The following is a 14,822-nucleotide window of genomic DNA, read 5'->3' on the forward strand; positions in this document are numbered from 1 at the left end:
CCCCTCAATAGAGGGGTATCGATAGAGGAAATCGCCTGTAAAGCCCTAATTATGTATTGCAGACTGGGGGGAATAACAACCGAGGGGCTTTTTTCTGCCCGGATGAAACAACCAATGCGGGGCACCCCGGTTGCCGATTGACGCGGGCCTGCCGCCGCATGGCGATGTCATTCTGCGCACAGGTTTGCTGGCGTAGCCGGCACCATCCCAGGTAGTCGAGACCTTCAAGACTTCGGTGCGGCTTTGCGCGCTGGTCACTGTACTCCCTGATGCACGCAGCATCTATTTACTCACCCCCCAAGGGATACCCTCCCTTGCGGGCAGGAGTCCCTTGTTTTCCTCAAAGGAGTCTCCCCATGGATCACTCATCCATTCGCACGCAGATACCAGCGTTGGTGTCGGCCCATGTTCCGCGCAATGTTCGCAGCTTCAAGTTCCGCATCTACGAAGACCTTCCGCAGGAATCCTCGCTCGGCTTCCGTATGGACCCGCAGCCCTTCGAGGGCAAAGTTGTCGCCAAGACCGATCAGGTCATTGTGATCAAGACCGGTCGTGCCGAATTCGCCGTACTGGATCGCCACCAGGTGAGCCAGGAGCCCGACGAAGGTATCAAGGTACAAGTCCAACCCTATGTCCGTCGCCGCTTCGACGGTCTTCGCGCGGATACGCCCGAAGAGCGCACAGAAGTGGCCTCGGACGGCACTCCCTACACGGTGAAGACACACATTCTCGGATCAGCACCGGCCAAGTTGCCGGCTCCTGAACTGCGTTGCCCGGAGTTGCAGGAGCTCGTTCATCAACTGGAGCAACTGCCCGCTCCCGATGGTTTCCGGCGCATCACCCACCTCCTGGTGGATGCCGAGGCCAGGGATTTCACCTGGGTTGACCCGTTACCCAACAACATCATCGAGACGCCACCCGCGATCAGCTTCACGGTCTCCACGGAGAAATTCCAGGGCCGCGTCACGGTGCTCTATGACCGTGCTGGCGACCATTACGCCGTGGAGTTGCGCCACGCTGATGAACTCATCCAGCGCGTGGACGAGGTGTACTTCGACATGCTCGGCGAAACGCTGGAACACCTGATCGACGACGGGCATTGGCGGCAGATCCAGGTGGAAATCCTGTCGGACGGGCGCAAGCCGATTCGGCACTGATCAGTCGGCCAACGCCACTCCTTACCTGTCCAGCTTCCTGCCTTCTTGGCGGGAAGCATTTTCCTCAAGCAATGGAGATCACCATGTTGCGATTCAAAGGTACAAATTTGCGTCCCGTGCTGGCCGAGGCTATCGCTCACAAGGGCCGCCTCATCCTCGCCAAGGATCATGGGGTGTATTTCCTGGCCGAGTTCGGCGAGCGTACACCCGATGGGCAGCAAAAACTGCTGGCCTACGCCGTTGGCTGCGATCCCGACATCGATCCGTTCGATAACTGGTGGGAACTCGCCCGCACCGAGCTTGGCGGGGATGACTTCGGGGAGTTTCTTGATCCCCACGATGTTGTCTTCACCCGCATCCTCAACAGTGAAGACGATCTTGAATTGTCGGCCACGCCGATACAGCTTTCGCTGCGAGCCGTTGCGTCCAAGCCAGGTAAAGGCTAGCTCACCACCTGATCACAAAGCCTCCATCCGGGGGCTTTTTCTGAACAGCGGCCATGTGACCGCATGCCTGTCTCTCGTTCCTTTCACAAGGAGCGCCCTCTGCCGTCGGTGCCCGCCGGCACGCCAGCCTGGAGACAGCCCACATGCGCGACCCGTTCAAGATCGACCAGCCCACCTGTATCAGTTTCAGCGCTGGTCGCACCAGCGCCTACATGCTGTGGCGAGTGTTGCAAGCCAATGCGGGCCGGCCTATCGATACCGTGGTCTGCTTCGCCAACACCGGCAAGGAAGTGGAGGCCACGCTGCGTTTCGTGCGCGAGTGCAGCATACGGTGGCAGGTGCCGATCCAATGGCTCGAATACCGCGATGCGTTGCCCGGCTTCGCGGTGGTCGATTTCGCAAGCGCCAGCCGGCAAGGCGAACCCTTCGAGGCGCTAATCCGCAAGCGCCAGTACCTGCCCAACCCGGTAGCTCGGGGCTGCACCACCTCCCTGAAAATCCGTGCAATGCACAAGTTCGTACGCAGTTTGGGCTGGACCGATTGGGATCAGTTCATCGGCATCCGGGCTGACGAGCAGCGCCGCGTGGCGAAGATCAGGACGCGCGGTCATTCCACAGAGTCCAGCAGAGAGACGATGTGCATGCCGTTGGCCGAGGCTGGCGTGAGCGTGCGCGAGGTGACCGCCTTCTGGCAGGCCCAGCCCTTCGATCTGGAATTGCTGACCGTGAACGGCCGCACGCTCGAAGGCAACTGCGACCTGTGCTTTCTCAAGCCACAGGGACAGCGGCTGGCACTGATCAAGGCCAAACCGGGGTCCGCCGTCTGGTGGATACGTATGGAGTCTTTGAATCTTGCCAGCAAACCCAGCGGCGCGCGCTTTCGCAACGATGGCCCGACCTATGCCGACTTGGCCCGATTCGCCGCCCACCAGCGCGACATGTTCGATTCCGACAAAGAGTCCATCGCCTGTTTTTGTGGTGACTGAACAATGGGGATGCGCGCCAGTACCGATTTCCGGTAGCGGGCACATCGCACGGGTGCCACGTTACAGCCATGTTCCGCTGACGTTGTCAGCAACATGCCCAGGTGGTCACGATCTTCAAGACTACGGCGCGGTTCCGTCCGCGTTGATCAATCCAGTTCGCACTCGGCATCCCAGATGCGAACGCCCATCGAGTCTTCGATGGTGATGCCAATCTAGTTGTACCGGATCCCAGGATCCATCAACCCACGCGGGGGTTACACACCTCCCGTCCGGGTCGGTGTGTCTCCGCACTCTTGTCCTTCAAGTCTGGAGATTCACCATGACCACTTCATCCGAAAAAACCTTTTTTGATCTTCACATCACCGGCCTCGGTTATCTCAATCGCGTTCGCGAAGTGAAGCCAAAGAAAGGTGATCCGTTCCTGGCCTGCGATATCGCAGCGCTCAATGGTCCGAGCGACGACGTCTCGTACGTGCGTTTTGATACGCGCGTTTCGGGCTCGGAAGCACAACATCTGGTTCGTCGCTGCATCGAGGCCGTCGAGGCTGAGAAGAAAGTGATGATCGGGTTCCGACTCAGCGACCTGTGGGCCGACACCTTCACTTACTCCAAAGGTAAACGTGCAGGCGAACAGGGCGTGAGCTTCAAGGCCCGTCTGTTGTTCATCAGTTGGATCAAGGTCGACAGTGCTTTGGTTTACAAAGCCGAGCCGAAATCGACCAAGGCCGATGAAAGCGAATCGCAAGCCCCTGCGGCTTCCGAAACGCCTGTCACCCAGGAAGCACCCGGCTCGGAAACCTCCGAGCCTGTCGCAGAACCTGTCGACGAAGCCACCGATGCGCAAGCACCAGCACTGGCCGAGTCGTTCTAATCCGTAACGCCGGGGTGGTCCTTCGATTCAACCCTCGTGGGGTTGACTTCGGGCCGACATAAGCCCCGGCCTTCCTTCATTGCCTGAATGGGTTATTACGCCAATGGCGTATCCATCCGCATCGGTACGACCGACATGCAGATGGGTTTCTCCCTGCCAATTTTCGTCCAGCCCCTGCATTGCAGGGCTTTTGTCCTATGCACTCGTGTTCGCCTGGCTCCATGCCAGTCGTTGCCGGCTGCTCAATTTTCAAGGAGTTTGTCATGCAACTTGCATCTCGTTTTGCATCACGTTCCCCAGTGCTACGTGCTGATCATCCGCTGTCCGATGACCAGATCCGCGCAATCGCCCCTTCCATCTTCGCGGAAAACCCGCATGAAAGCCGTTCCGAGCGGTACAGCTACATACCGACCTGCGCTGTACTGGCGAAACTACGCGATGAAGGGTTCGAGCCCTTCATGGTGTGCCAGACCCGCGTGCGTCACGAAGACCGTCGTGAATTCACCAAGCACATGCTCCGGCTTCGTCATGCGAGCCAGATCAATGGCAAAGAGGCCAATGAAATTATCTTGCTCAATAGTCACGACGGCACGAGCAGCTATCAGATGCTGGCTGGCATGTTCCGCTTCGTCTGCCAAAACGGTCTGGTGTGCGGCAACATCGTCGGCGACGTCCGTGTGCCTCACAAGGGCAACGTGACGGAACATGTCATCGAGGGCGCCTATGAAGTCCTGCGTGGCTTCGACCAGGTACAGGACTCCCACGAAGCCATGCGAGCTATCACGCTCGACGATGGCGAAGCAGAGGTCTTTGCGCGCTCGGCACTGATGCTCAAGTACGACAGCCCGGACAAGGTGCTGCCGATCACTGAAAGCCAGGTGTTGGCGACACGCCGGTTCGATGACCAACGCACGGATCTGTGGTCGGTGTTTAACCGAGTACAGGAAAATCTGGTCAAAGGAGGTCTGTCTAGTCGGACCGCCAACGGTCGCCATCAACGCACACGCCCTGTGCAAGGCATCGATCAGAACGTGCGCCTCAATCGGGCGTTGTGGTTGCTGGCCGAAGGTCTGCGGCAACTCAAAGCTTGACCGCACGCTGACTGCGCCCACTCCGGGCAGAGTCCGCGGTTCTCACACATCGTTCCTGCCAGAGCGTTCTTCAATCCCCAAGGGGCTGTACTGGCCTCGCGGGCTGGTGCCGTCCCTGCTTCTTCGAAAGGACATCACCATGCCTCATGTATCCGCCATCCAACCGCTACTGCGCATCGACGAATACCCAGACCTGATGGCCGACGGCTGTGCTAGTGATGTTTGTCTCCCGGTAGCCCTCGTGTCGCCTCAATCCACAATCGGAAGCAACCGCCTGTTCAAAGGTAGGCGATCGATTTCTTCATCCCAAAGGAGCTTTACCATGAACCTTCGATACCTTCCACGTCTGCGCTCCGCGCGGCCCTCCTCTGCCCCCAGGTTTTCAAGCGGCCCCCTGAAGCTCAGCGACAGAATGCAGTCGCTGGACAGCAAGGGACTGATCGCCCCCCAACGCTTTCTGCATCGCCATTTGCACGGTGACTGGGGCGAACTTGATGAGTCTGAGCGCCGTGCCACCAGTGCTGCTCTTGAGTCCGGGGGCATTGGCCTCACGCTATCAAGTGACGCCACGATTGGCGTTGGTGGTTATCACTGACGAGCAACGCAGTCTCACGATCATTCAATTACTCGTCGAGGCAGTTGCACCCTGAAGGCCGAGATTGTCGGTTTATCCACCTGTTGGGGCCCATCACCCCAAGGGTGCTGTGGTCCTCAACAAGGAGACTTCCATGGCACATTCATCCAGAAACCACCGCCGCCACTCCAAGCTGCTGTTTCCGGTTGGCGCGTTGATCTTCAGCAAGGGCGTCGATCGCCTGATGCGTGAAGGTCGCCTTGATCCAATGCCGTTCTTTCAACGTCATGCGCATGGCGACTGGGGCCAGGTTTCCGACGAGACCTGGTACGCCAACAACGCCGCGCTGAAGATCGACGGGCAGCTCAATTCATTCTACGTGGTCACCCGCGAAATCCGCCTTAGCATCATGTCCGAGGCCGACCGCAGTGCCACCATGATCCGGCTACCGTCGGAACGCTGAGGCCGCTCTTGCAATTATCTACCGACTTCCGGTCGCCAGTACCGGTCAGTCACTTTTTTCACCGCCCCGGGGCCTAACTCGGCCCCTGCCCCCCCTGTCCCCCTTGGCCTAAGGCAGAGTTTCCGAGCGAGGTCAAAGGCATGATCAATCTGGTGACTCGGCGAATCCTATTGTTTGCTGATACACCGGCCTTGTGAGGCGATGGTGTCGGTTCCACGCTCCAGAGAACTGACCGATGCCAGCATTCAGCCAAAATCACCCCAGCAGGGTCTTACTCTGCCTGCTGATGACAGCCGCTCTGGCCAGTTGCACGACGGCATCCGCTCCGACTCCACCCACTTCGGTTGAACCCGCAGAGAAAGGTCCCAGCACGTCCACGCGCGGGGTGCCGGAGTTCATCTCAGTGGTGCGTTATGGTCGGTACACCCTGGTCGAGTTGGCTCCGGTATCAGCGCAACAGGACCTGCTGCTTCAGGTCGTCGACGTGACCGTTCCCGGCACACGCACAGCCACCGTTGGGGACGCCCTGCGTCATGTCCTGCTCCGTTCTGGCTACCAGTTGTGTTCCAGCAGTGATATCGCAGCGCTGAATGCGCTCCCGCTACCGGCTTCGCACTACCGACTGGGCCCGCTGTTATTGCGTGATGCCCTGCTCACGCTGGCCGGTCCTGCCTGGGATCTGGAGGTCGACGACGGCGCACGCCGGATCTGCTTCACACGCGCAGTGCAGCCCACCACCGGTGGTGCACTTCCCCAATCCGGACCGGTCGCCCCTGTCGACATAGCGCGGCCTCCATTGAAAACGGAGGCCAGGCCATGAGGGGATTTCAATCCACCCCAGGCGACTCCCTCAGCATGCTGTTACGTGCGGCCAGCATCGCATGGCTGACCCTCATCAGCGCAGCCACGATCGTCAACCACGTCTCGCTGTCGAGTCTGGCCACCCAGGCCAGAGCCAACGCTCAGGCCAGCCAGGTTGTTGCCCTGGAAACCCGTCTGACTGAGCTGAGCCAGCGCCTCGACTCATTGCAGAAACAGCCTGTCGCCTTGACCCAAGCCCATTATGAGGCTGATAGCAAAGCTCTTGCCCAACGGATGACCGCCGTTGAAAGCGGGCTTGATCAGCGTCTGACAGCAGCCAGCCTTTCCTCCCTGGAAACACGCATCGACCAATTGACCAGTCGTCTGGATAAACCCAACCAGACGACTCCAGTATCGGTACGCGCCCGTGTGATACACCCGACAAAACCGACCCAAGCAGCGAGCCTACCGTTCACGGTTATGGGGACCGAGCTTCGCGGCGGCGAACGATTCCTGTCGATCCTGCCAACCGGCACTACCGCCTTTTCCGAGATACGCGTCCTGCGTCCCGGTGAGACCGACAGCGGCTGGCGCCTGCAAGCCATCGATGGCCAGACCGCCGTGTTCCAGCGCGAGAACGGTGGCCAGATGCACCGATTGACGCTGCCATAGGGGCTCCGGATGAACAGCAATCTTGTTTTCCGCGCGTTAACGCTGAGCCTGATCGCCTTCTTTAACTCTCCGGTGATCGCACAGAACGCTCTCACGATTGCCTCCACCGTCGCGCCCAGCGAGGAACAAACAGCGACCTCACGCGTCAGCGACGAACAACAGGCCCGTGACTGGGGGTTGCACACGGAAGAATGGGCTCGCTATCGCCAATTAATGCAGGGACCGCTGGGCCTCTTTTCGCCCAACCTCGACCCATTGACCGCACTTGGCATCGAAGCGCGCTCCGACAAGGAGCGCCGTCGCTATGCCGAGTTGCAGGTTCAGGTTGAAGCCCGCCGCGCCGAAAAGACGCTGGCATACCAGCGGGCCTACGACACCGCCTGGCAACGTCTACACCCGGGCATGCAACGTGTCACCCTGCCCGGCCATACTCCAGGCAATTCCTCCACCACCGTCAACAGCACGGACCGCATCGCCGTGTTCATCAAGGACGGCTGCGCGCCATGTGGCCTGGCGGTTCAGCAGTTGCAGGCATCTGATGTCGGCTTCGACCTCTACATGGTCGGCAGCCGCGCCAACGACACGCTCATTCGCGACTGGGCGAAGCGAGCCAGCATCAATCCAGATCGCGTACGCAACGGTTCAATCACGCTCAACCACGATGCCGGACGCTGGCTGTCTTTGGGCCTGCCGGGGGACCTGCCTGCCGTTGTGCGGCAGGTCAATGGCCAATGGCAACGGCAACGGCAATGACCCGCTGGTGTCATCTGCTCGTGGTACTGGGCTGGATGACCATCATCGCCCCCGCCGGCGCGCAGGACGTACCGCCTCCGGCGTACCAGATCGCCGCGCACCGAGCTGGCATTCCCTCTGCGGTGCTGTATGCGGTGGCGTTGCAGGAGAGCGGCCTGCAACGCGATGGCCGGCTGGTGCCGTGGCCCTGGACCCTGAATGTGGCGGGCGTATCGCGCCGTTTCAGTTCCCGCGCCAAAGCATGTACGGGTCTGCAAAAGGCGCTGCGGGAGGCTCCCCCCACACGGGTCGACGCCGGCCTCGGCCAGGTCAACCTGGGTTATCAGAAGCACCGCTACCCGCAGCCCTGCGATCTACTCGACCCGTATCGCAACCTCGCTATCGCAGCGGAAATTCTGCGCGAACAGCACACCGACGGCGAGGACTGGCTGCTCGCCATTGGACGCTACCACCGCCCGGCAGGCGGGGCAGCGGCTGCCCGCTACCGCATGAGTGTGCACAAGCACCTGCAGCGCGTGCTCGGCGGCGCCCTCGCTGAAAACTCCCCCAGGAGAAAACCACTATGAAGCTCCATCTTCCTCTGCGAATCGCCGCCCGATCGCTGTTCGGCCTGCTATGCCTGGCCACCGGGGGAGCGCTCGCAGACGCCGCCTCGTTGATCGTGGTCGAAGATCGTGGCGGTGTTTCGGCATGGCCCTACTACCAATCACTGAATCTGCGACCCCACCAGGACCAGCCGTTAGCCCCGTCCCTCGCCGCACCTCATCCGTCACAGCAACGTTTCAACGAAACAGACATGCTGCCGGTTCGTTCCGGACGCCTGTCGCCGGGGGAGGAGCCGCGCAGGGTCATCCAGGCCCCCGGGCTGCGGCCAATGTTTCTGGTCGGCGATGACGACCGCTCGCGCCAATGGTTACGCGAGCGTGCAGCAATCCTGGGCGAATTGAATGCGGTCGGCTTGGTCGTCAACGTGGCATCTGCAGACGCACTTGCCACCTTGCGCGGGCTGGCCCCGGGCCTGACACTATCGCCGGTATCGGGCGACGATCTCGCAGAACGTCTGGGGTTGCGCCATTACCCCGTGCTGGTCACTGCCACCGGCATTGAGCAGTGAGCCACTCGCCATGGCCCAGCCTCATGCGGTGGAAGTCCTGCTACGGCCAGCGGTGGAGCTGTACACCGTGGCCGTCTGCGCCGTTGCCGCGCTTCTGTGCCTGGTGGCGCCATGGTCGCTGGCGTTAAATCCACTGCTGGGCCTGGGATCAGCCCTGGCGTTCCTGCTGTTTGGCATTATTCGGCTCCGTGAGGCATGGTTCATCCTGCGCTATCGGCGCAATGTCCGCCGTCTGCCGAAGTACGTGATGACCAGCCGTGCTGTGCCGGTCAGTCAGCAGCGCCTGTTCATCGGCCGAGGGTTTCGCTGGGATCAGCGGCACACGCATCGGCTGATGCAAACGTACCGCCCCGAGTTTCGTCGTTATGTGGAACCCACGGCCGCCTACCGCATCGCCCGCCGTTTGGAAGAGCGGCTGGAATTCGCACCCTTTCCACTCTCAAAACTTGCCCGACTGACGACCTGGGACAGCCCATTTAATCCGGCGCGGCCGCTACCTCCAGTCGGTGGCATGCCGCGCCTGCATGGCATTGAACCGCATGAGGTGGACGTCACGCTGCCGCTGGGGGAACGGGTTGGGCATTCACTCGTCCTGGGCACCACGCGGGTGGGCAAAACAAGACTCGCCGAGCTGTTCATCACCCAGGACATCCGGCGGCGTAACGCAGCCGGCGAGCATGAAGTGGTCATCGTCTTCGACCCCAAAGGCGATGCAGACTTGCTCAAGCGCGTGTATGTCGAGGCCAAACGCGCCGGACGCGAAGGCGAGTTCTATGTTTTTCATCTTGGCTGGCCGGATATCAGTGCGCGCTACAACGCCGTGGGCCGGTTTGGCCGCATCAGCGAGGTGGCCACGCGCATTGCCGGCCAACTCTCCGGCGAGGGCAACTCTGCGGCGTTTCGCGAGTTCGCCTGGCGTTTCGTCAACATCATCGCCCGTGCACTCGTCGAGCTGGGGCAGCGGCCCGACTACCTGCTGATCCAGCGGCATGTAGTGAACATCGATGCCTTGTTCATCGAGTACGCCCAGCACTACTTCGCGAGCAACGAACCGAAGGCGTGGGAAGTCATTGTGCAGATCGAGGCCAGGCTCAACGACAAGAACACTCCCCGCAACATGATCGGCCGCGAGAAGCGCGTCATTGCGCTCGAACAATACCTGTCACAGGTCAGGGTCTACGATCCGGTGCTGGACGGGCTCAGATCTGCGGTACGCTATGACCGCACCTACTTCGACAAAATCGTCGCCTCGTTGCTGCCCCTGCTGGAAAAACTCACGACCGGCAAGATTTCTCAGTTGCTGGCCCCGGACTATGCCGATCTGGCCGACCCCCGTCCCATTTTCGACTGGATGCAGATTATCCGGAAGAAGGCCGTGGTGTATGTGGGCCTGGACGCACTCTCGGATGCCGAGGTTTCAGCCGCCGTGGGCAACAGCATGTTCAGCGACTTGGTGTCGGTCGCTGGACACATCTACAAGTTCGGTATTGACGATGGTCTACCCGGCACGGCGTCTGGGGTCAAAGTACCGATCAACGTGCACGCCGACGAGTTCAACGAACTGATGGGTGATGAATTCATCCCCATGGTCAACAAAGGCGGCGGTGCCGGTCTCCAGGTCACCGCCTACACGCAAACGCTCAGTGACATTGAAGCGCGTATCGGCAACCGCGCCAAAGCCGGCCAGGTGGTCGGTAACTTCAACAACCTGTTTATGTTGAGGGTGCGGGAAACTGCGACCGCCGAATTACTCACGAAACAGTTGCCCAAGGTTGAGGTGTACACCACCTCACTGATGAGCGGCGCCACCGACAGCTCCGACATTCACGGCAAGACCGATTTTACCAGCAACACCCAGGACCGCATCACGACGACGAGTGTGCCCCTGCTCGAACCCGCCCATGTTGTCGGCCTGCCCAAGGGGCAGTGCTTTGCACTGATCGAAGGCGGCAACCTCTGGAAGATTCGCATGCCGCTGCCGGCACCCGACCCTGACGAAGTGATGCCCAGGGACCTGCAGCAGCTTGCTGGGTACATGCGCCAACACTACGTCGAGGCGGGTGACTGGTGGGACAGCAAAGCACTACCGGGCCTGCAGGATGCCCCCCTACCTGATGACCTGCTTGACGGGTTCCGGCATATGGCGACCGCCGAAACGACTGCTGAGAGGCGCAACCGTGAGTGACCCGGCCAACACAGCGCAGCGCCAGCAGACCCAACAGCAGGGTTTGATCACCGGCATCATCACGCTGCCATTCCGGTTTGTGGGCGTGCTGTTGGGGTCTTTGTTTCTGTCCATCGTGATCGAATGCGTGGGTATGCACCTGTTCTGGGCCGATCAAGGCTGGCGGCACGCGCAAGGCATGCTGGACTATGAACTGACGCAACTCTCACAACACTTCACACGCAGCGCCGTGGTGCAGGAACCGGGACAAACGGCGTCCTGGTTGGTAGAAACGGCTTACCAATGGGTGTTCGTCAAAAGCGGGCTCATCGACTGGATGCGCGATACATCCGCCAAGGCCAGTTCACCCAGCCAGGGAGCGGGTCGGGATTTCCGTTTTTATCTGAGTCAGGTTTATGTGTACCTGGAGAACTATCTGATCGCCAGTGCGTACACGCTACTGGTGTTCCTCGTCCGGCTGCTGGTGCTGGTACTGACCATTCCGCTATTTCTGATGGCAGCATTCGTCGGTCTGGTCGATGGCCTGGTGCGGCGGGACATCAGGCGCTTTGGTGCGGGCCGTGAGTCCGGCTTTGTCTACCACCGGGCAAAGGCCAGTCTGATGCCGCTCGCCGTCATGCCTTGGGTCCTTTACCTGACCCTGCCCGTCAGCGCACACCCGCTTCTTCTCTTGCTTCCCTGCGCAATTCTGTTAGGTGCCGCAACAGACCTCGCAGCAGGCAGCTTCAAAAAATACCTATAAGTGCTGACCGGTATTTCAGGCCAGTAATGCCTGCGCCGCCTCCATTTGCTCGTGCTCAAACGCTGGAGCAAAATCGTCCAACTCGCTCGCTTGCAACCCCACCACAGCACTGAGCGCAATCTGCCGCCAGTCCAGCACGGCGTCATACACTTCTGCCAGCACGGCCAACGCATCCTCCCGACTCAACGAAAAATAGGTGCTCCGCGCCAGCAGCATCTCAAGATCGGTGATCGGTCCATCCTCCTCCGACAGCCAGGTTTTCGACTCTCGCTCTTTGTCCGGGAAGGGATTGACGTCGAATGCCGGTGCCAGCCGCCAGAGCCCCTTTTCCACATGAAGAAAGCCATGGTTCTGCAGGTGGTCATCCACATTGGTGATCAGTAGGTTAAAAACCAGTCGCCGCCACAGCTGCTGCACATCTGCGGTCGGTGCATGCCCCACGGAACGGATAGCATCGGCAATTTCGGTATAGCTTCGATCCTCTTCGCGCGACGCCTGCAGCAAAGATGCGGCGGACTGGTATGGAATACGCCCATCAGCACCATCGCGATCGAAACGGCGGATGATAGCGACCGGTACGCCATCCAGCTCTATGATACGGGCCGGCGCGGCATTGATACCTGCTTGTTTTGCCAAGCATAAGGCCAGCACTTCGCCGCGCGTCACGCTACGGGCGTCGCCCACGCTTGGGAATTTTCCAATGGCGAGTGCACCATCCTCATCAACCACCGTGCTCTTGGGGCGCATCCCGCCGAGCGATGTGCCTTTGCCCTGAAGGTAACGCAAATCTTCAGTGCTTTCCTGACCTTTCTCAACTGCCCGGCTGGCTTGGTAGATGCGCTGCAATTCCAGCAGTGGCGGTGTAGCGCGCCGTCCATCTTCAATAGTCCGGCAATATTGTTCATTCTGATCGCGCAGTCTCAGCGCGCCGATCCGGCTGAAATCGTCAACCGCCAGCAGGTAGTCCATCTCTGTCAGCGACGCGAGCGATGGATTACCCTTACGACGCTTGGCATGGTCACGTGCGATGACCCGACGTCCCCAAGCGTCCGGTGCTGTATCGGCAATGGCGAAATGAAAGACCGAATCGTGAGCTGAGGGAGCTCTACGTGGCTGATAACCCGAGATCAGGCTGAGATCGGCAGAAACATTGAACCCATCCTGATTCCCCAACCATCCCTGCTCATAGGCAAAGGTGGTGTTCTCGCGGCGCCCCTGCTTGACGTAAATAAGAGTGCCAACAGGTATTTCCGCCTTACCAAGACAGACCTGGACTTGCTGGCGAACTGAAGTAACCGATTTCATAATGCCCCCGATGCCGGCGGTTTACTGCGTACACGTTTAGGCAATTGTTCATCCATCAGCGTCAGCCCGATGTCGTCGTGCGCCGTATCCAGCAGGTTGGCCAGCGCCTGTACCTCACCGAACACGTGCAAGGCGCGGGCGAAGAAATGAATAGGCACCCGCATATCCCCTTTCTCCATGCGCCGAACAGTGGATACAGAAGCCCCCATTCGCTCTGCAAGCGAGGCCTGTGAAATCCGTCGACGCCTGCGTGCAAGCTCAATGTCGCTGCCGAGCTTGCGGAGCGCCCGCTCGACGGGTAACGGCAGTGGTGTACTCATTTATCATCCTCATAGGAATTCTTAAGGCCATTATCAGCTCCCATGAGAACAATTACCTCATGTCTCGTTACTGTTGTCAATAAACATCCCACGGGAGCGCTAGTAAGCGATTAGCAGTCCAATCAGAATGCTAAAGTGAAATCTGAAAATATATCAGCCCTTAGCGTCCACGATTTCGATACGCAGAGACACAGATGAAGAGATAGCTGTTCTGCGATGAAACAGTCGCCCATACCACTCTCTTCAGAATGCACAACGCAACACCACCGAAAAATGTATGTAAGGAAAGTGGTGAGGAGTAACTCCCCATTGTTTGCGGCTTTCCACCAGCCATCCCCGCAGCATCGAGCCGTTCGAGTCCATCGGAAATGGCGCAATGGCAAGGTTTCACAATTCGGCTTACGCATGGCGACGTCCGGTCGTAGCGTTGCTGCTCACCAGTATCTTCATCACTCAGCTCGCCGCCGCCGCTGACGATGGGTATGAGCGTGAACACCTGGCCGCCGTCGCCCGCCAGCTCGACCTGCTTGACCGTCTGGCCAAACAATCCGCCAGCACCGCCCCCGAGTCACGCTCCCGCTATCACTTCGACTATCGGCGTCTGGACGCCGACCTGCAGCGCATGCGGTCGAGCATCGACGATTACCTGTCGCCCCAGCGTGCACAGCCACGCGATCCCTCTGTACTGCTTGGCGATTACCGCCAGGACGCCGAACAGGGGGATGACCAATGAACGCCAACCAGCTTGCCGCCTTTCAGGCCAATGCAGGCTTCACTCCCTCTGCTGTCGCCGGCGTACTACTCGGTGTCGTGTTCGCAGTCCTGCTGCTGTGGGGCGTATGGGCCCTGCGCACAGCCTATGTCGGCTGGTCGGAACAGCGGATTTCCCAGCGTCAGTTCCTCGGCGTTGCGGTGAGGTTTATCGCGATGTACGTCGTGCTGACTTTTTTCCTGCTCTCCTAACGCAAAGGCGCACATCATGAACCCGCTCTCGCATCGCTTGCATTCGGTACGTATGGCCGTCCTGGCCTCGGCATCCACACTCGTCATGCTGCCATCGCTTGCCCAGGCCGATCTCCCAACCCTGGAAGACCCGTCACGGGGCACGGGCTCGGGCATCATGGAGACGCTGCGCAATTACGGTTACGACATCGTGATGCTCGTCGCCTTGCTGGTGGTCGCCTCGATGTTTGTCGGCGTCTGCTACCACGCCTACGGTACCTATGCAGAGATCCACACGGGCCGCAAAACCTGGGGGCAATTCGGCCTGACGGTGGCCGTGGGCGCCGTCCTGCTGGTCGTTGGTGTCTGGCTGCTCACTGAAGCCACCGGCGTGCTCTAG

19 protein-coding genes are annotated in these 14,822 nt (G+C 59.9%); 17 read left to right on the forward strand and 2 right to left on the reverse strand.

Annotation, left to right across the window (positions count from 1 at the left end):
• The first annotated feature begins 356 nt into the window (after positions 1 to 356).
• The 14 genes from AC1Q6D_RS30845 to AC1Q6D_RS30910 all read left to right on the forward strand — a co-directional run bounded on the left by AC1Q6D_RS30845 (position 357) and on the right by AC1Q6D_RS30910 (position 11,855).
• On the forward strand, positions 357 to 1,157 hold the full coding sequence (locus AC1Q6D_RS30845) for a GTPase (protein WP_092234946.1): 801 nt from the start codon (positions 357 to 359) through the stop codon (positions 1,155 to 1,157).
• Positions 1,158 to 1,240: 83 nt separating this feature from the next.
• Entirely contained in the window at positions 1,241 to 1,603 is a 363-nt protein-coding gene (locus AC1Q6D_RS30850) for a DUF3085 domain-containing protein (protein ID WP_092234943.1), read from the forward strand.
• A gap of 143 nt (positions 1,604 to 1,746) precedes the next feature.
• Positions 1,747 to 2,589, forward strand: a complete 843-nt coding sequence (locus AC1Q6D_RS30855; RefSeq protein WP_028622303.1) for an adenine nucleotide alpha hydrolase family protein — start codon at positions 1,747 to 1,749, stop codon at positions 2,587 to 2,589.
• A 319-nt stretch (positions 2,590 to 2,908) separates the two neighbouring features.
• On the forward strand, positions 2,909 to 3,460 hold the full coding sequence (locus tag AC1Q6D_RS30860; RefSeq protein ID WP_092234940.1) for an STY4534 family ICE replication protein: 552 nt from the start codon (positions 2,909 to 2,911) through the stop codon (positions 3,458 to 3,460).
• Positions 3,461 to 3,723: 263 nt separating this feature from the next.
• On the forward strand, positions 3,724 to 4,551 hold the full coding sequence (locus tag AC1Q6D_RS30865) for a DUF932 domain-containing protein (protein ID WP_092234937.1): 828 nt from the start codon (positions 3,724 to 3,726) through the stop codon (positions 4,549 to 4,551).
• A gap of 494 nt (positions 4,552 to 5,045) precedes the next feature.
• Positions 5,046 to 5,201 (forward strand): hypothetical protein, encoded by a 156-nt coding sequence (locus AC1Q6D_RS30870; RefSeq protein ID WP_158249416.1) that lies wholly within the window; start codon positions 5,046 to 5,048, stop codon positions 5,199 to 5,201.
• A gap of 78 nt (positions 5,202 to 5,279) precedes the next feature.
• Entirely contained in the window at positions 5,280 to 5,588 is a 309-nt protein-coding gene (locus tag AC1Q6D_RS30875; protein ID WP_092234931.1) for a hypothetical protein, read from the forward strand.
• Positions 5,589 to 5,823: 235 nt separating this feature from the next.
• Positions 5,824 to 6,408: a PFGI-1 class ICE element type IV pilus protein PilL2 gene (gene pilL2 / locus AC1Q6D_RS30880; protein WP_169870711.1), complete on the forward strand. Its 585-nt coding sequence runs from the start codon at positions 5,824 to 5,826 to the stop codon at positions 6,406 to 6,408.
• Positions 6,405 to 7,061, forward strand: coding sequence for a hypothetical protein (locus tag AC1Q6D_RS30885; RefSeq protein WP_028622307.1), 657 nt, complete (start codon positions 6,405 to 6,407; stop codon positions 7,059 to 7,061). The genes pilL2 and AC1Q6D_RS30885 overlap by 4 nt, the downstream gene beginning before the upstream one ends.
• Positions 7,062 to 7,070: 9 nt before the next feature.
• The gene (locus tag AC1Q6D_RS30890; RefSeq protein WP_028622308.1) at positions 7,071 to 7,814 is read left to right on the forward strand and encodes a TIGR03759 family integrating conjugative element protein; all 744 of its coding nucleotides are present in this window, start codon (positions 7,071 to 7,073) and stop codon (positions 7,812 to 7,814) included.
• Complete coding sequence (locus tag AC1Q6D_RS30895; RefSeq protein WP_371919938.1) at positions 7,811 to 8,380, forward strand: transglycosylase SLT domain-containing protein; 570 nt, start codon at positions 7,811 to 7,813, stop codon at positions 8,378 to 8,380. Before AC1Q6D_RS30890 ends, AC1Q6D_RS30895 begins: the two co-directional genes overlap by 4 nt.
• Positions 8,377 to 8,928, forward strand: coding sequence for an integrating conjugative element protein (locus tag AC1Q6D_RS30900; protein WP_092234928.1), 552 nt, complete (start codon positions 8,377 to 8,379; stop codon positions 8,926 to 8,928). Before AC1Q6D_RS30895 ends, AC1Q6D_RS30900 begins: the two co-directional genes overlap by 4 nt.
• 10 nt (positions 8,929 to 8,938) lie before the next feature.
• Positions 8,939 to 11,113 carry a type IV conjugative transfer system coupling protein TraD gene (gene traD / locus AC1Q6D_RS30905; RefSeq protein ID WP_092234926.1) on the forward strand — a complete coding sequence of 725 codons (2,175 nt, stop codon included), beginning with the start codon at positions 8,939 to 8,941 and terminating at the stop codon, positions 11,111 to 11,113.
• Positions 11,106 to 11,855: a TIGR03747 family integrating conjugative element membrane protein gene (locus tag AC1Q6D_RS30910; protein ID WP_092234923.1), complete on the forward strand. Its 750-nt coding sequence runs from the start codon at positions 11,106 to 11,108 to the stop codon at positions 11,853 to 11,855. The genes traD and AC1Q6D_RS30910 overlap by 8 nt, the downstream gene beginning before the upstream one ends.
• Positions 11,856 to 11,870: 15 nt before the next feature.
• On the opposite strand, the gene AC1Q6D_RS30915 is transcribed toward AC1Q6D_RS30910, so the two are convergent.
• Together AC1Q6D_RS30915 and AC1Q6D_RS30920 are read right to left on the reverse strand one after the other, a co-directional pair.
• Positions 11,871 to 13,160: a type II toxin-antitoxin system HipA family toxin gene (locus AC1Q6D_RS30915; protein ID WP_167362631.1), complete on the reverse strand. Its 1,290-nt coding sequence runs from the start codon at positions 13,158 to 13,160 to the stop codon at positions 11,871 to 11,873.
• Positions 13,157 to 13,480 (reverse strand): helix-turn-helix domain-containing protein, encoded by a 324-nt coding sequence (locus AC1Q6D_RS30920; protein WP_024718120.1) that lies wholly within the window; start codon positions 13,478 to 13,480, stop codon positions 13,157 to 13,159. The genes AC1Q6D_RS30915 and AC1Q6D_RS30920 overlap by 4 nt, the downstream gene beginning before the upstream one ends.
• Before the next feature lie 376 nt (positions 13,481 to 13,856).
• Here AC1Q6D_RS30920 and AC1Q6D_RS30925 point away from each other — a divergent pair, with 376 nt between their 5' ends.
• The 3 genes from AC1Q6D_RS30925 to AC1Q6D_RS30935 are packed head-to-tail and all read left to right on the forward strand — an operon-like array spanning position 13,857 to position 14,822.
• Positions 13,857 to 14,213 carry an integrative conjugative element protein, RAQPRD family gene (locus AC1Q6D_RS30925; RefSeq protein WP_092237365.1) on the forward strand — a complete coding sequence of 119 codons (357 nt, stop codon included), beginning with the start codon at positions 13,857 to 13,859 and terminating at the stop codon, positions 14,211 to 14,213.
• A complete protein-coding gene (locus tag AC1Q6D_RS30930) occupies positions 14,210 to 14,443 on the forward strand; it encodes a TIGR03758 family integrating conjugative element protein (RefSeq protein ID WP_092234917.1) in 234 nt (77 codons plus the stop codon). Before AC1Q6D_RS30925 ends, AC1Q6D_RS30930 begins: the two co-directional genes overlap by 4 nt.
• Positions 14,444 to 14,495: 52 nt before the next feature.
• Entirely contained in the window at positions 14,496 to 14,822 is a 327-nt protein-coding gene (locus AC1Q6D_RS30935; protein ID WP_235861065.1) for a TIGR03745 family integrating conjugative element membrane protein, read from the forward strand.

Source organism: Pseudomonas sp. MT92 (genome assembly GCF_058792515.1).